The 24,146-nt window shown below is 60.2% G+C and carries 13 protein-coding genes; 4 read left to right on the forward strand and 9 right to left on the reverse strand.

The annotated features are described in order from the left end of the window. Position 1: 1 nt before the first annotated feature. From AB7S84_RS01155 to AB7S84_RS01185, 7 genes are all read right to left on the reverse strand, one after another. Positions 2 to 4,213 (reverse strand): PEP/pyruvate-binding domain-containing protein, encoded by a 4,212-nt coding sequence (locus AB7S84_RS01155; protein WP_020877675.1) that lies wholly within the window; start codon positions 4,211 to 4,213, stop codon positions 2 to 4. A gap of 55 nt (positions 4,214 to 4,268) precedes the next feature. After that, positions 4,269 to 4,889 (reverse strand): DUF3786 domain-containing protein, encoded by a 621-nt coding sequence (locus AB7S84_RS01160; RefSeq protein ID WP_428152758.1) that lies wholly within the window; start codon positions 4,887 to 4,889, stop codon positions 4,269 to 4,271. Positions 4,890 to 4,959: 70 nt separating this feature from the next. After that, complete coding sequence (locus AB7S84_RS01165) at positions 4,960 to 5,886, reverse strand: dihydropteroate synthase (protein ID WP_428152759.1); 927 nt, start codon at positions 5,884 to 5,886, stop codon at positions 4,960 to 4,962. 252 nt (positions 5,887 to 6,138) lie between these two features. Then, complete coding sequence (gene acsC, locus AB7S84_RS01170; RefSeq protein ID WP_428152760.1) at positions 6,139 to 7,485, reverse strand: acetyl-CoA decarbonylase/synthase complex subunit gamma; 1,347 nt, start codon at positions 7,483 to 7,485, stop codon at positions 6,139 to 6,141. Positions 7,486 to 7,599: 114 nt separating this feature from the next. Then, entirely contained in the window at positions 7,600 to 9,813 is a 2,214-nt protein-coding gene (acsB, locus tag AB7S84_RS01175) for an acetyl-CoA decarbonylase/synthase complex subunit alpha/beta (protein ID WP_428152761.1), read from the reverse strand. Between the two features lie 86 nt (positions 9,814 to 9,899). Continuing rightward, positions 9,900 to 11,918 carry an anaerobic carbon-monoxide dehydrogenase catalytic subunit gene (cooS, locus tag AB7S84_RS01180; RefSeq protein WP_428152762.1) on the reverse strand — a complete coding sequence of 673 codons (2,019 nt, stop codon included), beginning with the start codon at positions 11,916 to 11,918 and terminating at the stop codon, positions 9,900 to 9,902. 68 nt (positions 11,919 to 11,986) lie between these two features. Continuing rightward, on the reverse strand, positions 11,987 to 13,576 hold the full coding sequence (locus AB7S84_RS01185) for an acetyl-CoA decarbonylase/synthase complex subunit delta (RefSeq protein ID WP_428152763.1): 1,590 nt from the start codon (positions 13,574 to 13,576) through the stop codon (positions 11,987 to 11,989). Positions 13,577 to 14,204: 628 nt separating this feature from the next. On the opposite strand from AB7S84_RS01185, the gene AB7S84_RS01190 reads away from it, so the two are divergent. Beyond that, complete coding sequence (locus AB7S84_RS01190; RefSeq protein ID WP_428152764.1) at positions 14,205 to 16,088, forward strand: GNAT family N-acetyltransferase; 1,884 nt, start codon at positions 14,205 to 14,207, stop codon at positions 16,086 to 16,088. Positions 16,089 to 16,200: 112 nt separating this feature from the next. Next, the gene (locus AB7S84_RS01195; protein WP_428152765.1) at positions 16,201 to 18,150 is read left to right on the forward strand and encodes an ASKHA domain-containing protein; all 1,950 of its coding nucleotides are present in this window, start codon (positions 16,201 to 16,203) and stop codon (positions 18,148 to 18,150) included. A 9-nt stretch (positions 18,151 to 18,159) separates the two neighbouring features. Here AB7S84_RS01195 and recD2 read toward each other — a convergent pair whose 3' ends face one another. Beyond that, a complete protein-coding gene (gene recD2 / locus AB7S84_RS01200; RefSeq protein ID WP_428152766.1) occupies positions 18,160 to 20,331 on the reverse strand; it encodes an SF1B family DNA helicase RecD2 in 2,172 nt (723 codons plus the stop codon). Between the two features lie 156 nt (positions 20,332 to 20,487). Between recD2 and AB7S84_RS01205 the strand changes: the two genes are divergently transcribed. Both AB7S84_RS01205 and AB7S84_RS01210 read left to right on the forward strand, forming a co-directional pair. Next, positions 20,488 to 20,994, forward strand: a complete 507-nt coding sequence (locus AB7S84_RS01205; protein ID WP_428152767.1) for an Lrp/AsnC family transcriptional regulator — start codon at positions 20,488 to 20,490, stop codon at positions 20,992 to 20,994. Between the two features lie 13 nt (positions 20,995 to 21,007). Continuing rightward, complete coding sequence (locus AB7S84_RS01210; protein WP_428152768.1) at positions 21,008 to 22,351, forward strand: B12-binding domain-containing radical SAM protein; 1,344 nt, start codon at positions 21,008 to 21,010, stop codon at positions 22,349 to 22,351. A 24-nt stretch (positions 22,352 to 22,375) separates the two neighbouring features. On the opposite strand, the gene AB7S84_RS01215 is transcribed toward AB7S84_RS01210, so the two are convergent. Beyond that, complete coding sequence (locus AB7S84_RS01215) at positions 22,376 to 23,947, reverse strand: multiheme c-type cytochrome (RefSeq protein ID WP_428152769.1); 1,572 nt, start codon at positions 23,945 to 23,947, stop codon at positions 22,376 to 22,378. Between the last annotated feature and the right edge of the window lie 199 nt (positions 23,948 to 24,146).

Raw genomic sequence — 24,146 nt, forward strand, 5'->3', positions numbered from 1 at the left:
GCTATGCTTCCTTGATCTTCATGAAGCCTTTATAGACCAGACCTTCCTGACCGTCGATGCTGACGAAGTCCCCGGAGGTGATGAGGACGTCGCCGAAAAGACCGTTCCGTTCGGCTTCGTTGCAGACCAGATTGACGCACCCGACCACGCAGGTCTTGCCAAGCCGGTGGGCGACCACTGCCGCGTGGGAGGTGACGCCCCCCCTGGCGGTCATGAGGCCGTCGGCAGCGTTGATTTCCTGGATGTCGTCGGGCACCGTATCCCCGCGGATGAGGATGAGCTGGGTCTCGGGCTCGACGGTGCGCCACCGGTCGATCTCTTCCAGGCTGAAGACGGCGCGGCCGCTCATCGCCCCGCCGCTGACCCCGATGCCGCTGCCCAGAAAGACCCGTTCGTCCCCGGCGTCCTCGAGATCGAAGGTGAAGACTTTCTTGCGCTCCCGGATCGACATGTTCCGGCTTTGGAGAATATAAAGGTCTGCCTTGCGGGGGCTTTCGAAGGTGAACTCGATTTCCTGGGGACTCCAGCCGTTGTGGTAGATCAACTGGTTGGCCCACCCCTTGAGCGCCTGGTAGATTTCAGGAAAGTGGGTCTCCAGGGTGATGTCGGTGTCCCGCATCTCGTTCTCCTGCTGGATGATGGAGATCGGCAACGTTGTCACCAGCCCCGCGACCACGTCCTCCCCCTGGTTGCCTATGGTGAAATCCCCCCACAGTCGGAGATTGTCCTCGCTCCATTTGGGGTTGTGGGTGAAGAAGACCCCCGAGCCGGAGGCGGGGGAGAGGTTTCCGTAGACCATGGCCTGTACCGTGACGGCGGTACCCCAGTCGTCCGAGATGCCGATGATCTTCCGGTAGGTCTTGGCTTTGGCCGACTCCCACGAGTTGAGCACCTTGTTGATGGTCAGGAGGAGCTGCTCGAAAGGGTCTTCGATGATGGTGATCCCCGCTGCGGTGATCCGTTTCTGGTAGGCCAGGGCCAACTCCCGCATCTGGTCCCCGGTAAAGCCCCGCTTCACGGCGATCTCTTTCGCCTTTTTGAACAGCCGCATGATCTCGTCGAAGTCGTTTCTCTTGAGATCGAAGGCCATGCCGTAGCATTGAAGAAAGCGCCGGTAATTGTCCCAGGCAAACCAGGTGTTGCCCGTCTGCCGGGCGATGCCGTCGGCGATCTCCTCGTTGATGCCCACGTTCAGAAAGGTGTCCATCATGCCCGGCTGGGAGATGGATGAGCCGCTTCTCACGGAACAGAGGAGGGGGTTCTCCGGGTCTCCAAAACGTTTGCCCGTCTGTTCTTCGAGAAGCTGAATGTGCCGGGCGACCTGGTCCTTGAAATTCTGTCCGGCGGGGGGATAGGACTCGATGACGTCCCGACTCCGAAAGACCTCCGTGGTGATGATGAACCCGGGGGGCGTCTGGAAACCGAGCTGATTGAGCTTGACGAGGTTGTTCCCCTTGTTCCCCAGGTGGATGATGCCCTCGGCCGATTTTTTAGGGTTGCGGATAGGCGTCATGGCCCGTTGGGGGTTGTAGTTGAGCAGAAGCCTCAGCTTGCTGTCCGGCAGCTTGTAGGACTGGTGAAACAGGGTGGTGAGGATTCGGCTCAAAAAGAGGTCGAGCTGCTGGATCCCCAGGGAGAGGGCGATTTTTTCCCTGAGAAAAATCTCGGAGATCCAATGCTGAAGTTTTTCCGGGTCGCCGTCGCCGTCGGGGATGCGGTATTTGTCCAGAATTTCGTTTCGCGACATCCGGGCAATGATACGATTGAGATTGTACTCATGAATATTGTTGAAATAATCGTTGATGACATTGGACACCGATCGGGCGAATCCCTTGAAGATATCGAGATACTGGGTGAAGGTGAACCCGCGGGTTTCGAGCGAGTGTTTCAGCAGCTCCATCTGGCTCTGAAATTCCACCGAGGAGATGCCGTCCAGCTTCAGCGCCCGGTCGAAAAGCTTCAGCAGGCCGTAAATCTGGTAGAAGGTCTCCTTGGTGATGAGACTCAGGTCGATTTGGTCGACAACCTCCTCGAAACAGACATTGACCACGGATTCCACCCGAAAGGTCAGTCCCAGGGCATTGAACTTCATTTCGTGATAGCTGCCGTACATGGAGGGGATATCCACCGTGATGTGGCGCTTTTTGTAGATGTCCTCCCGGATTTCGTAAGTCTCCTTCGACAGAATGAGCGCCTTGAGCTCTTCGAGGTAGCCCAGCAGTCCGTGCAGTTTTCCGGAGATGTCATCCTCACGGAGCATTGTGTTCAGACGGTCCACGCCGGGGAATCCGTCCGATCTCAGCTGGGAGAGGTAGTTGTTGAGGTCTTCGCAGGCCTCCGGCGCCAGGATGAGGGAGTATTTTCGGTGGAGGAGCTGATAGAAATGGATCGCCAGGGTCATTCGCTCCAGCTCATGTTCCGGAACCGGCGGCAGATCCGCCAGAAGCCGGTCCAGGTCTGTTTTGCCCCGGGAAAGCAGATCCTCGGGCAGATGGAGGCCCTTCTCCCGCAGGTGGGTCAGGATCTTGTGGAGATCCCGGACATGGCGGCCGTGGGCGTCGATTTGTTCGAAGATGCTGGGGGGCACGAAAGGCTCGATGTGGCGCTTGTCCAGGGTCAGCCAGAAACGGAGCGTCGCCTCGATGAAGGAAACCACCCGGTTGCTGCTCTCCACGTGGGCCTGTTTTCTGAGAAAATGGATGAGGGGGTCTTTCCGGTGGGCGATCTCATCGATATTGGTGGATATGTCCCGGAGCGCCCCTTCGGCGCCGATGTCGTTGAAATAGACGGGAAAGAGCCGGGCCAGCTGCTTTACCAGGTTGTAGACGGGACCGATATCGCTGTTGAGCAGGCCGGTGATGTCCCGGGGAAAGAGGTCCGTGTCCTTGATGAAAACCCCGGTGAGCGAGAGGTGGATGATAAGATCCGACAGGAGGCGGGTCGACCATTTGGGGTTCAGCTCGATGAGCTCCAGCCAGGTCCGGATATTCTGGATGTGCGCTGGGTTGACCCGAATCTGCCAGTCGTTGCCGACCCCCCGGATCATGGGCGCCTGGAATCCCAGTTCGCTGACGTGATTGATGAAGGATTTGACCAGGTCGAGCTCATCGGTCTTGTAAAGCCCCTTGCCCATGTTGAGGATGCAGGAGAGCGCCGTCTGGGGAAACTCGCGGGTGCGGGCCTTCAGGATCGAAAAGGTGTCTTTGATCAGCTTTTCGATATAGGTGTATTTTTCATTGCCGATGAGCCAGCCGAGGGTCCGGTTGATGTCCCTGAGGGCCTCCTCGTGGATGAGGGCGAGGCCGGCGATGTTCATGATGTGAAAGAGGAAAATGACCTTTCTGCGATTTCCCTGGCTCTGATCCCTGCCGGAATGGAGCAGTTTCTGGGGGATCTCCCGATAGACGTCCGTAAAATGACTGTAGCCGGGCAGGGTCAAAAGCTGACTGAGCTGATAGAGCTGCTTGTCGACGGCCGCGTCAACGTCGATGTGGCCGATGCCGTCCAGCTCGACCTTCAGTGCCTCGATCTGCCGGTGGGAGACGGTCTCGAAAATATCCATGAGCCGATCCCGATCCGTCACCTGTTTCACCTGCTTCTCGAACCATTCCATGGGATCTTCGATGCCCAGCCAATACGCATAGGTGAACTGGAAATACTTGAAGAGAAGGGCGTTGAGCTCCTTCAGATCCAGCGCGATCTCCTTGGTGTGGAGGATCAGCTCCTCTCCGATTTTTTCCATGGGGTAATAGCTGGTGACGAAGAGGAAAAAGGCGGCGTCGTCGAGGGCCCGAATGCGCCGGAAGGCGTCGTCCAGCACCGGCATGAACCGTTCGATGTGATCGGATCCGGCGTCCTTGGCGGTTTTCTGGATAAAGAGGAGAAGGTTGTCGATGGCATCCCTCAAAACCTCCGGATCCGCAGTGGAGTGAATGGCGTCGAGAAAGATATCGACGTAGAGGGACGCTGCTCTGGGGCCTTCGGGATGCGTTTTGAGCAGATAAAAATACTTGAGGGCATACCCCCGGGCCTCGTCCACGATAAACTGGAGGTTCCGTCGGGGGTGGGAAAGCTCCTTCAGAAAGGTGTTCATCCCCTCCATCAGGCCGTAATATTTGGCCATGACCTCCTGGAGGACGGTGTAACGCGGGTCGATTTCGACCTCGACGTGATAGCTGGCCAGATTGACCTCGAGAGCCTGGGATCGGATCAACGCAACCTCCTCGCCGATAGGTCCTGGGATGATATCGTGGGCAGAGGACTTTTCATCATTGGTGTTGATAAAACAGGGAAATCAGTCGGTAGACCAGCATTCCGGCATACCAGGCGACGTCTTCGGGTGAAAGGAAGTCCGCGATGTTTTCCCTGAAGAGGATGTTGGCTTCAGGTTCGAACTCCTCGTCGCCCTCCCACAGAATCAGCTGGACAGGGATGTGCGGCAGGACATGAAACTCGAATCCGGCATCGCCCGCCTTGATGGGGGTGCCGCCCAGAATCGACGCGGGTTTCCCCAGACTGTCGGCGCTGCGGCCGAAAACCTTTTTAAGGGGATCGACGGCCCGTTTCACGAAGGAGGAAAAATAAAAGGCCGCACCCTCGATCTCCCGGTAAGCGATGAACTCCTCCGTGACGGCGGTGCTCCCCCCGGTCAGGTAGTGGAGGATCAGAACCTGTTCCTGAACCGGAATCTCCGCGCCGTCGCCGGTTGCGTCCTCGAACCGGAACTCGGGGTATGTGACCCGGTAGACCCGATTCAGAAAAGGGATCCTGAGTTCGTTTTCAGCCGGGGATTCCAGGCCGGAGCGCCCCTTGATCGCTTCAAAGGGCTGTGCCGCAAGCGTATCGACGGCGATTTTCCTCGCATTGAGATAATCATCCATTCGTGCCATAAAACCAGGTTCCTTCCAGAAAAAAAAGCCTCGCCCCGAAGGGAGAGGCTTCGTTGAAATCGTGCGGAAATCAGACTTCCAGCCAGGAGTCGGAAAACAACGTTTTTCCGAGAATGACGTTGGTCGACTTCACGTAATGCTGAAGTTCCTGGGAAAGGCTGCTCATATCCGGCGGGTTGCCGTCCATGGTGTCCTTGATGGCTTTCATGATGTCCGGACGTTTGCCGTGGGCCAGGTCCATGGTGATGTCGTCCTTGCAGTCGGCGATGAAGGACTTCATGCCGTGATGGTAGAGCATCACGGTAAAGGTGATGTTCAGGACATGGCGCAGATTGTCCGGAACCCCGCTGGAGATGTTGGAGACGCCGCAGGTGCTCATGGCGCCCGGCATGATCTCGGGGAGCATGTCCATGAAGTTCATGAGGGAGATGGCCTGGGGTTGCTGGATGTTCACCGGCGTCACGATGCCGTCGACCCACATCTGGTCGTTCTCAATTCCGGCCTCGTTGGCCACGGTCATGAGTTCCACCAGAAGGGCGGCCCGCTCGTTCTCGTCGCGGGGCAGACCTTCGGGTCCCCACATGAGGGCGCAGAAGTCGGCGCCGAACTCGGCGGCCATGGGAATCATTGCCTCGTAGCGCGCCGGCCGCACCATGATGGAGTTGATCATGGGGGGCATCTTGCACTTCGGCAGGGCAGCCCGGATGGCTTCGATGTTGGAGGTGTCGAGCACCAGAGGAACGTCGTCCACCACCTCCTGAACCGTTTCAACGACCCAGGGCATCAGTTCGTGACCGTCCTTCTTGGCCGGTCCGAGGTTGATGTCGATCAGGTCCACCCCTTTTTCCTTCTGAACCAGGGCTTCCTTCTGAATGGGCTTGGGGTCCCGCTCCTTGAACGCCTTGCCGATCTCTTTTCCGATCACGTTCAAGCTTTCTCCGATAACCCAGAATTCACCGTCGTTCAACGGCCGCAACGCATCTTTTAATTTCGCCATGAAAAATCCTCCTACCCGGAAAAATAGTTAACCCAAAAGGTTGACTGCAACCGATCGGCCCGCCCTGACGGAGTTGCTTTCGAAGGAACCCGAAAGAAAGATACGACGCCTGAAACTGGAAGCGCCGTCCGGGGCAGCCGACGGTATTGAACAGATATTATCAAGCCGCGGACAAATGCAATAAAAAAATGCCGAAGCGGCTCCCCCCGCAGATAAGCCCGGGGGGGATGTCCGGCATTTTTCGTGGATGATTTACTTGGTCTTCTCCTTCAGGAAGGCCGGAATGTGGGCGGCTTCCCTGGGGCCTACGGTGATTTTCCACCCGGGCAGTTCCTCCTCCACGTCGCCTGCGATGGCCGCGGCGTACCCGGGGATGACCAGCTCGGTGGTCTTGGCCTTGTCCATGATGCCCGATTTCTTGACGAACATGCCGACATCGTCTCCGGAGAATTTGCCTGCGGCCCAGGCCGTCAGTACGGAGAGTCCCTCGGAGTCCTTGATCAGCAGCCAGCACGGCACCTTGCTGCCTTCGATCTCACCGGAAACGATGAAGTAGGTGAGGGCGAAGTTGGTGGTGATCAGGATCGGGGAATTCTCGTCGGGGTTGTTGATGGGATAGATGCCCTCGGTGACCGTCATGGGCCGCTGCGGGTCGGTGTAAATGTTGAGGCGTTCCAGAAGCAGCGGGAAGATGCTTTCGCCGGCGAAGTCGGACATGACGTTGACGGCGCCGTATTTGGCCGTGAACATGGCGCTGATCAAGGTCTCCATCTCCAGGTTGTCCGCCATGGCGCAGGGGAAGGTGATGGTGGGGAAGCCCAGCTTTCGGTTCGCGTTCTTGAGGGCGGAGCGCCGGATGGCCACCTGATCCTCCAGAGCCTGCTTGATCTCGCGGGAACCCGGATCCAGGATGATCTTCTTGTGGCCCATGCCCACCAGCTTGTCGGTCAGGTCCTGGAGGGCTTCCACCGATTCGGCCCTGACAACGATGGGCAGGTTGTTCTCCTTGGCCAGAGCGCCCCATTCATCGATGTTGGCCGACGTTGCAGCGCACATGAGGGGATTCTTGAACCCGCAGGCCTCGATGCCGGCTTTCATGACGTCGGTCTTCTCGGTCATCAGGATCACGTTGAACTCGGAGGTTTCGGCCACGGTCTTGGCAACCTTGGCGAAGGCGGCGGCGTCGCCGTTCACGTCGTTCACGGCCACCAGCTCGGGTCTCAGGTTGAGACCCACCCGTTCGTACTGCAGGGCGTTCCATGCCTTGAGCTTGGTCTCGAGATCGGCGTCGGGGATATCGGAGCCCACAACGGCGGCGTAGGCGCAGGCGTTGAAAAATGTTTTTTCGTGGCGGTAGAGGACGGTTTCACCGCCGACGGTGACCTTGCGCACGCCCTTGCCGATCTCCACGGGGAGGATCGGCGGTGCGGAAGCCTCGGCGAGCTTCTCTCTGGCTTCGTCGGATACGTATGGGCACTGGTCCAGTTCAGCCTTCCCGGATGCCAGGTTCATGGCGAATGCAAGACATGTGGGAACCCCACATTCCTTGCAGTTGGTTTTGGGCAGGAGTTTAAAAATCTGAATACCGGTTAAAGCCATAAAATGATCTCCTTATTCGCTATCGGGCATCCGGCGGGGGGCCGGCGCCCGAATCGGTGTCTTGGTAAAGGAGCGGGATTCCGCATCCCGCTCCTCGATCTCGTCTAAAGGCCCTTACCCGACGATCGGCTCCATATCCAGGGCCGGATGCTTCTTCTCCTTGAGGAAGGGCATGATCTCCTCCTCGGTGACACCGACGGTCTCGTCGGCGATCCGGTCGATGAGGTCCGGACAACCCATCTCCGCGCCCCGTTTGAGCAGCCGCTCACGGATTTCTTCCTTCAGGCTCTTGGGCATCCAGACCATCCGGAGCAGCCCGCCGTCGCCCACGATGAACTTCCGCTGGGTAATGTTGTACTTGGAGTGGCCGACGAACCCCGGGGAGGACGCGCCGCCGCCCATGACGCCGGCCAGGGTCGTGAACTTCATGCCGCAGGGCGTCTCGCCGGTGTATTCCCGGTTGACGGTCATGACGCCGTTGCAGCCGGGCAGCAGGGCGGCGATGGCCTCGCAGCAGCCGCAGGTGGTCATGGGGTCGTGGACCAGGGAGTAGAAGTTATAGTGGGTGACCGCGCCGCGGGAGGCCTTGGACACGAAGTCGTTGACGCCTTTCCACTGGCCCAGCTTGGGATCGAGGCATTCGCCCTTTTCGATGGGCTGGTTGGGTCCGGTGGGGTTGATCTGGTAGGCCGCCTTGCAGTCCATCCAGTTGTAGGCGCCGCAGAGGCCCGTCCGCTCGGGGCTGACGCTGCAGACGTGGTTGGGGGCGAAGGACTGGCAGAGGGTACAGGAGTAAAAGGTATCCACGTCGTCGTCGGTCATCTTGTCGACGCGTTCGTCCCGATACTTGTAGGCGGCACGAGCCTTGGCCGTCAGCTTGTCCACATCCTCCTTCTTGGTGTAGATGATGATCTGGATCTTGTCGAGAATGGCCGAGAAATCCTGGTGGAGCTTGGCGTGGAGCACCACGCCCAGGTCTTTCAGGGTAAAACCCTTATCCACGGCAGCGTCGCTGATGCGGACCCAGGCGATGTCGCGCTGGCCGGCGTGCATGACGCCCTGGATATAGTTGATCAGGTGATGGGTCTGGCGTTCCAGGATCGGTTCGAAATCCTTCTGGAATTCGCGTCCGCCCACCTGGACGAAGATGCCCAGCGGAAAGACGTCGCCGCGCTTCATGTCGGGGATGTCCGGGCCGATGACCGTGACCTTGCCGTCGTCGATCTCCTTCATGTCGGCCAGTTCCAGGTACTCCGTGCACTGGGTCTTGCCGCCGCCGGCCTGGACAAAGAGGTCCTTGCCGCGGACCCGCTCGCCCTCGTAGGCGGGGCCGAAGGAGCAGGGGATGTCGATCTGGGCGATCGTGACCTTGAGGCCGCGGGTCTCGATGGACTTCTCCACGATGTCGTCATGCGCGATGTTGCCGACGACATGCTCGTAGGTACAGATACCCGTGGGCAGGATCTGGGGGATGTCGGTGTCGGCGATGGTGGGGAAGCCCCAGTTGACGGCACCGGCCGCCGCGGCGGCCCACTCCGCGTTGACGTCGCCCAGGGCGTTGACGAAGGCGAAGACGCGGTTCTTGTTGTACATGAGGATCTTCTTGTAGTCCCCGGCCGGAACGCCGCCGAAGGCCATGGCGACGCGGTTGGCGAAGCCCAGGGCGAAGACCGCCGAAGAGATTTCAGGCCCGAAGGGGACGATCTTGGTGTGCCAGCCGATGTCCACGCCGGCCTCGATCAGCTGTTGGGCGCAGGAAGTCCCGTTCTGATTGGCCGCCAGAAAGACGTAGATGGAGCGTTTCTGATACTCCTCGATGATGGTCTTGGCGATCTCCGGGGACGGGGCCGCGCCGACGATGGCGGCGAACCCGGGGGCGGAGCCGTCGACGAACTCGACGCCGCGTTTACGGAAGATGGTATCCTCCGCCGCACCCAGCCAGATTTTCCCGTTCTCGACGTCGGTTTCCTCGGAAACATAGTAGAAATCCGGTTTTTCGAGGTAGTTGAGGGCTTCGTCGAGCTCGAAGGCGAAGATGGCGGCCATGCCGGCGTCCAGAAGGGGCCCGAGGTAGGGCAGGTGGTTGCTCCCCTTGATATGGGGGGGCAGGAGCTTCCGGATGACGTCCAGGGGCTTCTTCATGTCCTCGAGGGTTTCGACCTTGAGGCCCAGAAGGGAGTAGATGACCGGCAGGTAATACGCCGTGTTGGGGAATCCGACCTTGGTGGTGGCGTCAAAGGATTCCAGAGCTCTGTTGTAACGGCCCTCGACCTTGGAAACGATGTTGTAACCGCCTTGAATACCGGCGAAAGCAACTAGTCTTGACATATACTTTCCTCCTTCGTTGAGGATTTAGGTGTGTTGTAATAATTTGTAACAATTATGGAACCGTCGATCATGGCTTGGGGCGCCTGTCAGGCGTCCAGGGCCTGACGATCGGCGAAGTCCATCATGACGCGCTCGCGGGCCTGGTCGATGCCCAGGGCCTTGCGCTTGGCGTCGATGTGGTTGATCATCTTCCACGCGTGCTTGATCGGGTCGGCTTCGAAATCCCACATGCCGCCGTACATCTTTTCCATCTCCTCGAAGAGATACCGCTGGAAGACCGGCGCGCCGGCCGTCGGGAAGACCGCGCCGAACACGGTGTAGATGCCGGAGGCCACGACGTACTGGCCGATGCTGATGGCCTTCTCGCTCATCCACTCGGGGGCGCTGCCGGCAACCGGCAGGTCGCTGATGTCGTTGCCCAGACCGCCTGCCTTGACCACCTCGGTGGCCGCCAGGAGGATCCGGCTGTTGTCGACGCAGGAGCCCAAGTGAAGGACCGGTGGGATACCCACGGTTTCACAGACCTCGGCCAGGCCGGGGCCGCAGAAGACCTTGGCCGATTCCGGCGTGAGCAGCCCTTCCATGGCGCAGGCGATGGCGTTGCACCCGGTGGAAAGAACGATCACGTCGTTCTTGATGAGCTCCTTGACGACGGCGATGTGGCCCTCGTTGTGCTTGACCCGGGCGTTGTTGCAGCCCACGACGCCGGCGATGCCCCGGATGCGGCCGTTGATGATGTTGTCGTTCAGGGTATAGTAAGTGCCGCGGAATGAGCCGCCCAGGTGGTACTCGATGGATTCAACGCCGAAACCCGCAACGATGGGGGATTTCTGGCGGGGAATCATGACCTCGGCGCCGCGGTTGGCGAAGTTGTCGATGGCCATGCGCACGATCTTCTCGGCATCCTCGACGGCGTGGTGCTCGTCGAATTCGATGTGAATCGCGTTGTCCTGCTCCATCTTGGCGATGGGGTGGGTCGTGATCAGCTTGGTGTGGAAGCAGTTGGCCACGTTGGCGATATTCTGCATGATACATTGAATATCCACCACCATGGCGTCGACGGCGCCGGTGATGATGGCGAGCTCCTGCTGGAGGAAGGTCCCGCAGAGCGGCACGCCGTGGCGCTGGAGGATCTCGTTGGCGGTGCAGCAGATGCCCGACAGCTGAATGCCCTTGGCGCCCTTGGACTTGGCGTATGCCACGATCTCGGGTTTCTGCGCAACCGCCACGATCATCTCGGAGAGGACCGGCTCATGTCCGTGAATCACGAGATTGACGTGGTCCTCCTTGAGAACGCCCAGGTTGGCTTCGGAGGCCAGGGGATAGGGGGTCCCGAAAAGGACGTCCTGGAGGTCGGTGGCCAGCATGGAGCCGCCCCACCCGTCGGCGATGGACGCGCGAACCCCTTGCTTCATGAGGTTCTTGTAGTCCTGGTCGACGCCCATGTGGGTCCGGTGCATGATCTCGACGATCTCGCGGTCGATGTTTCGCGGCAGTACGCCCTGTTTTTTCCAGAGCTCGTAGCGCGCCTTGGGCGCCCGCTTGAGGTATTGCAGCTCACCTTCGGCCTTGCCCCATTCCTCCATCGCCTTCTCGCCGACCTCAAGGGCGATCTCGTCAATATCCCGGTCCAGGACAGCCCCGTCTTTTTCCACTGTCGTGGCGACGCCCAGGAAGGGTGCGATCTCCAGGAGCTTCCGCACGTCTTTGATCTGGTAGGCGTCGGTCTCCTTCCGAGCCGCCGACAGGAAGACCTCGGCCACGCTTCGGCCGTGGTCGGAGTGGGCCGCGGCGCCGCCGGCGACCATGCGGATGAAGTTTCTGGCGGCGATGGTGTTGGCCGTGGCGCCGCAGATGCCTTTCCGGGTGTCGTTGGCTTCGTCGTAGTCTTTGGGCAGCGGCAGGCGGCAGGGGCCCATGCTGCAGTTCTTGCAGCAGGTGCCCTGGTTGCCGATACTACAGGGTTTCAGGGTGACGTTTCGGTCGAAGCAGGTGTCGATACCCAGGTCCTGGGCGCGTTTGATCATGATTTGACTTGCGACGTCAATCGTCGCATCCTGGGGATTGGCTACTTTTGCCTTTTCATCTTTTTTAACGACTGCCATTGAGGTTCCTCCTCGTCATTAATCTCTATCTCTCGCAGTTTGCAAACAACTGAAGGGAGTGGTTTGGGCTAATAAAGTCTTCCGTTGACCCATTGAATCTTTTCGACCAGTTTGTCCAGTTCGCTCTTCTGGATTCCCGCGGGGGTCATCCCGGCCCCTGCCGCAACCTTGCCGGCGCGCTCTTCCGCCATCTTCTTCAAACGCTCCTCGCGCTCCCCGGCTCTGGCCTGACGGATGGCGTTCTCCTCGGATTCCCGTTTGGCCACTTCGGCCGCCCTGGCATCGGCATCGGCTTTGGCCTTGGCTTCGGCATCGGCCTTGGCCTTGGCTTCGGCATCGGCCTTGGCCTTGGCATCGGCATCGGCTTTGGCCTTGGCCTCGGCCTCGAGTTTGGCCTTGGCTTCAGCTTCGGCTTTAGCCTTGGCCTCGGCCTCGAGTTTGGCCTGGACGGCCGGATCTACCGCGGGTGCCGCTGCTGCTGCCGGAGCGGGCGCCGGTTTTGCGGCTTCGGGTGCCGCGGGGGCGGCGGCTGCCGGGGCGGCGGGCTTGGGTGCTTCCTTGGGGGCTTCGGCCGCCTTGGGAGCGGCTTTTTTAGCGGGCTCCGCCTTTTTCTCTTCGGTGATCGTCAGATCCGGCGCGGGGGCCAGGGCCGCCAGGTCGATCTCCGCGGCCGGCAGTTTCTTTTCGATGGGAGCGACCGTCTTGGCCGATCCGCCGGCGATGCCGAGATCGATGAAGGCCTTGACCAGGCGGACGGATTCAGGGTGGCGCATGATCAGAATGTCGGAGCCGGCCAGAAGATAGCTCACGGCGCCTACGGCCTCCATGAGGATGCCGCGGCGTTCCGGGTCGCCCAGGGTGGGGGCTTCATCAGCCTTGAGCTTGGCTTCCTTGGATTTCCAGATTTCAAAGCCCAGGTTGTTGATGACGGGGTACTGGAGTTTGTCGTCGCCCTGGTTCATGGCCGCCATTCTCAGGCGCTCCATGACGGAGTAGCTGTATTCCATGCCGTATCCGAGGCCGCCGGTGGTGGGGTCCACGATCACGCGGTCCATGGGCATGCCCAGGTTTTCAAGGAGGATGTTGATCTGTTTGGCGATATTGACGTCGATGGGTGAAGACGAGATGACGGTGTGGCCGAAGCCCATGGCCGCGGCGCCGATGCCCTTGTGGTTCTTGTCCTCCACCGGTCCGATGATCAGGTTTTTGCCCTGGCAGTCCTCGGCGATTTTCTTGAGGACCTCTTCGTCCTTCTTGGGGCTTGCGGTTCCCCAGACGATTACGGGAACGTCGACGGCGGCCAGAACCTTTTTGACCGTCGCGGCGGCATCGGCCGGGCTCGCGTCCTTGTCGTTGGGGTCGGTGCTTCTGAGCTGAAGGGCGATCATCTCCGCTCCGTAGGTGTCAACGCACTTTTTCGCCCAGGCCGCCGGGTCGTCGAGGACATCCTCGAAAGGTTTGAGTGCCGACTCCGCCCAGTCCGTGGGTCTCATGTCCCAGACCTCCATGGCGATCTTGGGCTTGTTGGGCATCTCGCCTTCGAACTGATAAAACGGGTAGCATGTCTGGCCGCCGACGGTGACAGCCTTGTCGCCTTGTCCCAGCGTAACCTTCCTTACAGCTCCGGAATAAGATTCTTTGAAAAATTCAAAAGCCAATGTTGTACCTCCTCTGGATGTTCTCACGAATTGGTTTTAGTGGAAAACACACAAAAAAAGGGGGCAGTATGCTTACCCCCCGAAAGCATATCACCCCCCTTTTTGAAGCAGAATTATGTTCATATTGCTGAATTTTACGCGCACGTTATCCAATCTCACCAGGTTGATTTTCTGAATCGTCGTCCAGTTGCCGACGTATTTTCCAATGATTGAATGATCATTGTAAATCTGAAATATTCACTATATTTAACCGCGTACACGTTGTCAATATGTAGCTTGCACATTTCACGGCCGCAATTAAGAGACGCCGTCAACGGTTATCGACGGATTGTTGTCTTTTTTTCCGGATATCCTGTTGTAGCGTCGATGCCTCACGCTGTTTTCGGGCTCCCGGCGGCCTCGAAATTTCATGAAATCCGGGGGAAAGTCGACTCGGCAAAGACATAGCCTGCCTCTTCTCATGTTCGTTCATTTAGCAGAATGTCAACCCATTTGCCAAACCTTTTTTGCCCTGCCGCCGGTTTTCGGAAGGCTGAGTTCTTCTTGCTATTGCCGACAATTTAAAGTAAATGGAAATTTTAATGAAAAAAGAGATTTGATGTGAAAAACAACCGGGAAAGGAGGGCGTATGGCCAAGACGAGCTATTGGGCGGATGATTTTGTCGAGAAACAGCGAACGGCCAAGGAGGCCGTCAAAATGATCCGGCCCGGCCAGCGGGTGTTTATCGGATCGTCCTGCGGTGAGCCGCAGTACCTGGTCAAGACGCTTGCGGAGGCATCATCGGTCTTCACGGACCTCGAGATCGTCCGTCTGCTTTCCCTGGAACGGACGCCGCTGGGGCTTATCGCCGACAAAACCAAAAGCCGGAGCATCAATATCCGTTCCTTTTATCTGGGATCCGGGAAGGCCAGGGGGCTGGCCATGAACAAGCGTTTCATCACGCCCGTCAATCTTTCCGCGATTCCCCGGCTTTTCAAGAGCCGACAGCTCCCGATCCACGCGGCCCTGATTCAGGTGACCCCTCCCGACGATTTCGGCTGGATGAGCCTCGGCGTTTCCGTGGACGTGACCCTGTCCGCCGCCTTTTCCGCCGATCTGGTCATCGCCCAGGTCAACCCGCGCATGCCCCGGGTTCTGGGTCAGAGCTTCATCCACGTGGATGATGTGGACGTCATCGTCGAGCACGAGGAGGAACTGCTGGCGACGGAGCCCCTCCCGGAAACCGAAGCGGCCAACACCATCGGCCGGCTCATCGCCCGCCTCGTCGACGACGGGTCCACCATCCAGATCGGCCTCGGCGCCACATCCAAGGCCACGCTGCTGGCGTTGGCCGACAAGAACGATCTGGGGGTCCACAGCCAATACCTGACCCAGGATATGATGCACCTCTTTTCGCGGGGGGTCATCACCAATCGGCGGAAGGGCTTCAACGAGGGTAAAATGGTGGCCAGTGCCGCCATCGGCGGCGAGGTCCTCTACGAGTTCCTTCACGACAACCCTTCGGTCGATTTCAGGCCGTCCGACTATGTCAACGACCCCGCCATCATCGCCCGACATCATCGGATGGTCTCCATGAACGTGGCCCTGGCCATGGACCTCACCGGTCAGGTAGCCGCGGATGCCCTGCCGCGAACCTATTTCACGGGCGTCACCGGCATCAACGATTTTATCCGCGGGGCGGCGCTGGCCGAGGGCGGCAAATCGATCCTCATGTTCGCCTCGACCTCCGGGTCGGGAGAAGATCAAACCAGCCGCGTCGTGCCCAGCCTGGGCGATACCGCCGTGGTGGTCCCCAGGGGAGACGTCCACTATGTGGTGACGGAATACGGTGCCGTCAACCTTTTCGGGAAAAGCCTTCAGGAGCGGGCCCTGGCCATGATCAGCATCGCCCACCCCGAGTACCGGGAGGAGCTCTTCTTCGAAGCCAAGGAGATGGGACTGTTGAGCGAGGACAGGACCCTCAGCGACTCGATTCACGGCGTCTACCCGGTGAAGCTCGAGGAGGTCCGGGAGATCAACGGGGAGACCGTCGTCATCCGTCCCGCCAAACCGGTGGATGAACGCCGCATCCAGGAGCATTTTTACAATCTCGAACCCGATGACGTCGTCTCCCGTTTTTTCCACGAGAAGCACAGTTTCGTGAGGGACGATCTCGAGGAGATGCTCGAGGTGGACTATGTGAAGGATCTCACCATTGTGGCGGTGGTGGGAGAGTTCGGGTTCGGGAAGGTCATCGCCATGGGGGAATACCTGCTGAATGAGGCGAGCAACATGGCGGAGGTTGCCTTTACGGTGAACAAGGCATACCAGGGCAGGGGTCTCGGCAAACTCCTCATGCGGAAACTGGCCGAGGCTGCCCGGGAAAACGGTCTGGCCGGGCTGTTTGCCTATACCGCCCCCCATAACAGGGGCATGATCAATCTTTTCAAAACGCTGCCCTACAAAATCAAGACGGTGTTCGAGGACGACATGGTGCTGCTTTCCTGCCGGTTTGACACGATGGAGACGTGATGTCCCGCCCCATTTCGGCGGTAATGGTGTTTTTTTAGTTTACATTATCTCATTCTGTAATATCTTAGTGGGTATCTCATTGGTTTGAAAGAATCAGCCGGAGGAATCGCTTATGGATACCCATCTTGTAACGTTTCAACCCCAGAATCGAACGGTAAAGGTCCGGGACGGCGAAAGCCTTCTCCGCGCGGCCATGGAGGCCGGCGTCCACATCAACGCTTCCTGCGGCGGGGAGGGTGTCTGCGGGAAATGCCGGGTGATCATCGAGGCGGGTGAGGTCGAGGGCGGCCTTTCCGAACGCCTCAAACCCGAGGACCGGGAAAAGGGATACCGCCTGGCCTGCCGGGCCTCGGTGATCGGCGACGTCACCGTACGGGTTCCCGTGGAGTCCGTCGTCGATGCCAGTGTTCTCAATATTCCCCCGACGCCCCGGAAAACCGCCCGCGTCAAGACCTTCGATCTGGATGAACTGAAGGAAAAAGGGCTTTTCATTCCCCCTATGGAAAAGGTCTATCTGACCTTGCCGGAGCCCAATGCCCAGGATCATCTGCCGGACGTGACCCGCCTCGTCAGCTTTCTCACCCTAAAAAATCACGAGCATCGACTGGGGGTCGAGTTCCCGGTGATCCGAAAACTGCCGGACATTCTCAGGCGGGAGGGCTTTCAGGTGACGGCCACCCTGGCCCGACCGGTCCGCGAGGACGGCCAGACCGTCATCATCAACGTTCAGCCCGGGGACACCACCTCGGAGAATTACGCCGTGGCCGTCGATATCGGGACCACCACCGTATATGTGCAGCTGATCGATCTCGTTTCGGGGAATGTCCTTGCGGAAGAGGCTGATTTCAACGGCCAGATCAGCTACGGCGAGGATGTCATCTCCCGGATCATGTTCGCCGAGAAGGGGGATGGGCTCATTCGTCTTCACGACGTGGTGACGGAGACCATCAACAAGCTCATCCGAAAGAACGTCAAACGGGCCGGGATCGATCCCGACGGCATTTCGAGCGTCACCCTGGCGGGGAACACGACAATGACCCAGCTCTTTCTCCAGGTCGATCCCCGTTACATCCGGAGATCTCCCTACGTGCCGGCGGCCTCCATCTATCCGCCCATCAAGGCGAAGGACCTCGACCTCGACCTTCCCGACCACGTCACGGCCCTTGTCTACCCCCAGGTTTCCAGCTATGTCGGCGGCGACATCGTGGCCGGCGTCATGGGCTCGGGACTTTACCGGACCGAGGAACTGACGCTTTTCATGGACATCGGTACCAACGCGGAGATCGTGGTGGGAAACCGGGACTGGCTGGCCTGTGCCGCCTGTTCGGCGGGACCGGCTTTCGAGGGGGGCGGCATCGAGTTCGGCATGCGGGCGGCCAAGGGCGCCATCGAGGACTTTTCAATTGATCCCGTTACCTTCGAACCCATGAACCTCACCATCGGAAACGTCCGGCCCAAGGGGATCTGCGGTTCGGGATTGATCAACATCGTCGCCTCGCTTTTCGAGGCGGGGGTCGTCAACCCCAACGGCAAATATGAGCGGAATCTGCCCACGGACCGCGTCCGGGAACGCGAGGGCATCTGGGAGTATGTCCTGGTCCGACAGGCCGATACCCAGATCGACCGGGATATCGTGCTGACCGAGATCGACATCGAGAATCTGATCCGGGCCAAAGGGGCCATTTACAGCGGATGCCAGACCCTTCTCGAGGAGGTGGGGCTCTCGATGCAGGACCTGGACCGGATCTATCTGGCCGGCGGGTTCGGAAGCTACGTGGATCTGGCGCGGGCCATGGTTATCGGCCTCCTGCCCGAAATGGACGCCGACAAGATCACCTACATCGGCAACGCCTCGCTCATGGGCGCCCGGATGAGCGCCTTGACCAACCGGATTCGACGGGACGTGGTCGAGGTGACGCGGAAGATGACCAACTTCGAGCTTTCGGAGACACCGTCCTATATGGACCATTACGTCGCTTCCCTGTTCCTTCCCCACACGGACCTGGAGTTGTTTCCCAGGCTCAAGGCCCGGATCGACCTCAGGCGGTCGGCGGGACGATAGGCGGCGCCGTCAGCCCAGGCGGTGCCGCAACCGGGTGTGGCGCCGCCGGGTCTTGTCGTTCCGAATTCCCATGGCCAGAGCCTTTTTCGTTCCCACCAGGATCACCAGGTTGCGGCCCCGGGTCACCCCGGTGTAGATGAGGTTCCGCTGCAGCAGCATGTAGTGCTGGACCAGCACCGGCATCACCACAACGGGATACTCGGACCCCTGGGACTTGTGGACGGATATGGCGTAGGCCAGGACGATCTCGTCCAGGTCGGCGTAGTCGTAGACGACCTCCCGGCCGTCGAAAGCGATGACGAGCGTCTGATCCTCGGGCGTGATGCGGACGATCCGGCCGATGTCTCCGTTGAAGATCTCCTTGTCGTAGTTGTTCCGGATCTGCATCACCTTGTCCCCCGCCTTGTAGATTCGCTGACCCCGCAGCACCCCCGCTTCTCCGGGGTTGAGGGCCTCCTGAAGCGCGATGTTGAGATTGCCTGCGCCCACGAGGCCCCGGTGCATCGGGGTCAGCACCTGGATGTCGTCCACGGGGTCGAAGCCGAACCGGCGGGGGATTCGCTCCGTGACCAGTTTCAGGATAATGTCCAGCACCGCCTCCGGGGCCTCTTTCCGGATGAAATAAAAGTCCGTTCCAGGGGCGGTGGGATTGAAACGGGGCAGCTCGCCCCGGTTGATCCGATGGGCGCCCACGACGATGTCGCTCTCCCTGGCCTGCCGGAAGATCTCCTCGAGAACGATCACCGGGACCGTACCGGAGGCGATGATGTCCCCCAGCACGTTTCCGGGGCCCACCGAAGGCAACTGGTTGACGTCGCCCACCAGGATCAACGTGGCCGTTGCCGGAACGGCCTTGAGGAGGTGGTGCATGAGGACGGTGTCGATCATGGAGGCCTCGTCCACGATCAGGACGTCGCAGTCCAGGGGGTTTTCGAAGTTCATCTCGAATTCGCCTCTGGCGGGACTGAACTTGAGAAGCCGGTGAAGCGTCTTGGCCGGATATCCGGTGGTTTCCGCCATCCGCTTGGCCGCCCGGCCGGTGGGTGCAGCCGTGAGCATCCGGGCGCCTGCGGCGGTGAAGATCTTGAGAATGGCGTTCACGATGGTGGTCTTGCCGGTGCCGGGCCCGCCGGTGATGACCATGACCTTGCTGTCGACGGCACAGCGGACCGCGCGCTCCTGGGCCTCGGCCAGGCGGATGGCAAGTCGTTTCTGCACCCAGGACAGCGCCTTGTCCGGATCGATGGCCGGAAGGGATTTGGGCACGGCCAGAAGGATCCTGAGCCGGTTGGCGATGCCCGTTTCACAGACGTGAAATTTTGAAAGATAGACGGCCTGGTTGTCGGTTTCGCAGGCGATGGGGAGCTCGTTGAGCGCCTCGATGCGGATCTGTTTGTCGGCTTCGAGGCGGGCCAGGGCATCGACGAGGATCTCGCGGCTCACCGATAGCACCTCCCGGCATTTTTCGATCAGGGGTGCGTATGGATAGTAGACATGGCCTTCATCGGCCAGGCGGTTCAGGACATAGACGATCCCGGCCTCGGCCCGCACCGGGGAATCCTTGGTGAAACCCAGGTTCAATGCGATGCTGTCGGCGGTGATGAATCCGATGCCGAAGATGTCCATGGCCAGGCGATAGGGGTTTTCCCGAACCACCGGAATCGATCGATCCCCGTAGAACTTGAAGATCTTGGCGGCATAGGCGGCGCTGACCCCGTGGGACTGGAGAAAGAGCATCACCTGTCGGATCTCTTTCTGGTCTTCCCAGGCCTTTCGGATCATGGCGATACGCTTTTTGCCGATGCCCTCCACCCTGGCCAGGTCCTCGATGTTCTCCTCGATGATGTCGAGGGACTTTTCCCCGAAGGTGTCGACGATTCTTTCGGCAATGACGGGGCCGACCCCCTTGATGAGGCCCGAGCCCAGGTACTTTTTGATGCCGTAGGTCGTGGCCGGGACCGTGATGTGATAAGCGGCAATCTTGAACTGCTCTCCGTATTTCGGGTGCTGAATCCATTCCCCCGTCATCTTGAGAACGCCGCCCGGCATGGGTGCCGCCAGGTTCCCCACCACCGTCACCAGGTCCTGCCGCCCCCGAACCTTGAGCCGGGCGATGGTGAAGCCGTTTTCTTCGTTGCTGTAGGTGATTCGCTCGATCTGTCCCTGGAGTTCGACCAACATCCTGCGCCGTCCTTTGGGGTTGACGATGAGGCCCGGGTGTCCGGGCCTGTTTTCAGGACCTCTGATATCACATTATCGGGTTTCGGAAAATCCGCAGATGCCGTCCGAGCACAAAAAACTTGCCTTTTGAAGGGGAACATTTTATAAAGATCAGCCATGTCGACGCCGAATTTCAGCCAACTCGAAAAACAGGTCATCGCCGCGACGCAGGGGGATATACCGATTACGGAGCGGCCCTATCTCGCCATCGCCGAACGGCTGGGGGTGACGGAAAAGGATGTGATCGAGACACTTGACGCCCTTACCCGCCGAGGCGTCATCCGCCGGTTTGGCGCCACCCTCAAGCACCAGAGATCGGGGTTCCGGGCCAATGCCATGGTCGCATGGTGTGTGGACGAGGCCCGAATCGACGCGGTCGGGACGAAAATGGCGGCCTTCAGGGCCGTAAGCCACTGCTATCGAAGGGATCCAACGCGAGAGTGGCCCTACAACCTCTACACGATGGTCCATGCGTCGGACGAGGCGGCCTGCCGGGAGATCGCCGGTGAAATGGCCGCGGCCACCGGCGAAACGGAGTACGCTCTGCTCTTCAGCCGCAAGGAGTTGAAGAAGATCTCCATGCAGTACTTTCCGGACCTCCTGTCAACGTCGCCGGAGGACTGATCCCCGTTTCGCGGTGAACGCAAAGCCCCCCCAGATTCTCCTCGTCAACCCCTGGATCCACGACTTCGCCGCCTACGACTTCTGGGCAAAGCCCCTGGGACTGCTCATCCTTGCCGCCCTTCTGCGGGAGCACGGCATGGGGATCTCCTACATCGATTGCCTGGATCGGTTTCATCCCGAGGCCCCGCTCCAGGATCCCTCAGCCCGTCACGGCCGGGGACCCTATCACAAACGCCGGATTCCCAAGCCGCCGGGGTTTTACGACATTCCCCGACATTTCAGCCGCTACGGCATCGAGCCTCCATGGCTTGACGCGGATCTGGAGGCCGTTCCGCCGCCGGATCTGATTCTGGTCACCTCCCTGATGACCTACTGGTACCCGGGAGTCCGGGAGACGATCGGGCGGCTTCGCCGTCGGTTTCCCGGGGTTCCGGTGCTTCTGGGGGGCGTTTACGCCACCCTGTGCAGGGATCACGCAGCAGCGCATGCCGGGGCGGACCGGGTCGCGGCCGGAGACGGCGCGGAAAGCCTGTTCCGCTGGATCGAAGTCCTTACGGGATTTCGACCCCAATGGCGGTTCGATCCCGGAGATCTCGACGCCTACCCCTATCCCGCTTTCGACCTGCAACGAACCATCGGCTACATCCCCTTGCTCACCTCCCGGGGATGCCCGTTTGCCTGCGCCTACTGCGCCTCCCGATATCTGGAACCGCGACGCCGGACACGGCGACCGGAGCGCGTGGTCGACGAGATCCGCTTCTGGCATGATCGTCACGGTGTAACGGAGTTCGTCTTCTACGACGACGCCCTGCTTATCCATCCCGAGCGGCACATCGTCCCCATTCTGGAAGGGGTGATCGCAACCCGGCGTCCCGTCCGGTTTCATACGCCCAACGCCGTACATATCCGGGAAATCGACGGATCCCTGGCAGATCTGATGCTCCGGGCGGGGTTCGAGACACTCCGTCTGGGGCTTGAGACCACGGCCTTTGATCGCCGTTCGGCCCTGGACCGGAAGGTCGATGAACGCCAGTTCCGGGAGGCCGCGGTCTGTCTCCTGCGCGCGGGCTTCGATAAAGACCGTCTGGGCGCCTATCTCCTGGCCGGGCTCCCCGGGCAGCCGATTTCAGATGTCGAACGTGCCGTCCTTACGGTCAAGGCAAGCGGCATCACACCGGTGATCGCCCACTACACACCCATTCCCCATACGGACCTCTGGCCGGCGGCCGTGGCGGCGTCCCGCTACGATATCGAGGCGGACCCCGTCTATACCAACAACGCCGTCTTCCCCTGCATGCCCGAGGGGTTTGCCTGGGAGATCCTGACCCGTCTCAAAAATCTGGTTCAGGAGGGTTGAGCGCCGGTATCCGGCGGCGTCGTTTTATCGCCGAAGGGCGATTCTCCCGCCAGGGTCCGCGGTGCGCCGCGGCGCGCCGTTCCGGGTGATGGGTTCGGGCGGCGGGAACAGCCGCTTCCGCAGCGCCAGTTCGTCCGCAAGTTCACGGATGCGGCGGGAGAGCTGATATCGACCGTCGGCGAAAACCCCGAAATCCCCGCCGCCGGCCATGGCCGAGGCAAATCGAACAGTGTTGGCGTAGAAGAGCCAGCTGTCGCACCAGGTCCGTTCGATCGCCTCGTCAAAGGGGCTGGCCTGCTGCGCGAGACCCTGGGCATATCCCCGCGCCCAGATCTCTTCCATGAGGCGGGTGGCCGTCAGGATGTCGCGGTCGGTCGTTTCGAGGGTATTCTCGAAGCGTTTCCAGTGACCGTCCACCCAGGCCTTGCCGTGGCACCCCAGACAGACCGCCTGGAGGGTACGGTTACGGGTTTCCTGCTCGAGGGGGGCGATCAGGAATTCCGAAGCCGGGGTCCCGTCGAAATCCGTCGGCAGGGGGAGACCGTCCCGGTTTCGGATAATGCTGGTTTCCGGCCGTCGCGGGTGGGGGTGGCTGAAGGGCAGGCCGAAGATCCGCCAGGCAAGGCGATCGCTCATGGCGTGGGTTCTTTGCACGACGGTTTGACCGTCGGTGTTGACCAGAAGGCTCATGTGGCAGGCCCCGCACGTGGGTGCCGTGAAGTCCTTGCCGATGGTCCAGGGAACGGCGGCGAAATCCCAATCGGCGCCTGCGGCGGAAAAAATGTTGCCGTGCTTGCTGGCGGTGTAGACCTTATAGGCCGGAACATCGGGACCGACATGGCATTCCCCGCAGGTGTACGGTTTTCGGGCCGCTTCGATGGAAAAGGCGTGGCGGGTGTGGCAGGCGGCGCAGGAGCCCAGGCTGCCGTCGAGATTGATGCGGCCCACGCCTTGGTTGGGCCACCCGTCGATCCTCGGAAATTCCATCTCTCCCATGTCGGTGTTTCGGGTCTCCATCCCTTTGTGGACGAGGCGGGTACCGTGGCAATACTCGCAGGCTTCGGCCCGGGTGTCCGCATCGGCGGGCTCGTACCGGATGCCGGCGTCGCTCATAACGGGAGTGCCGATGATGCTCAGCTGGAGATCCTGGAACACGGGGTTGTCCACGAGGTTTCCCCGGGCATGCGCCATGATGTTTTCGGCGTATTCGTCGGCTTCGGTGACGTGGCAGACGGCACAGTCCCGGGGACTCACAACGACGTGGATCTCCACCTCGTTGTGGATGAAGGCGTCGGCGTGATGCTCGACGCGCAGGGTATGGCATTCGGCGCATCCCACGGAAACGTATTTCAGGCGATCTGGGATGTCGGTGGCGGAAATCCTGCGAGCGATGGGCTTTTCCCTCAGGGCGTCCCGGGGAGCGACCCGGGCGTGGCGACTTTTCTGCCACTCCTCCACGATGCCCGGGTGGAGGGACGAATGGCATCCCAGGCACGCCTCGGTGGCCTCGCTCACCGGCGCCCGGGCCGAGAGCCCGATCGAAGGCGGCAAGAGAATGAATGCGATAATGAGCCGGATTACGGTGCTTCTCATCATGGTCTTCCCCTCTCCCTTCAGGTTTTTATCCTTGGGCATCACCGCCGGCGACGGACGGCGCCGGGCGATGTCCATTCGGTGGAACTGCGAAAGCCGCCGTAACCGCCACGGTTTTCGGCACGGCCGATATCTTCGACTATAGCCGGTGGCGTGCCGATATCAAAGAAAAAATTGATTCGAACGAGGCGATGGTGTAGAT

The sequence above is a fragment of the Desulfococcus sp. genome (assembly GCF_050178255.1).
Lineage (GTDB): Bacteria > Desulfobacterota > Desulfobacteria > Desulfobacterales > Desulfococcaceae > Desulfococcus > Desulfococcus multivorans.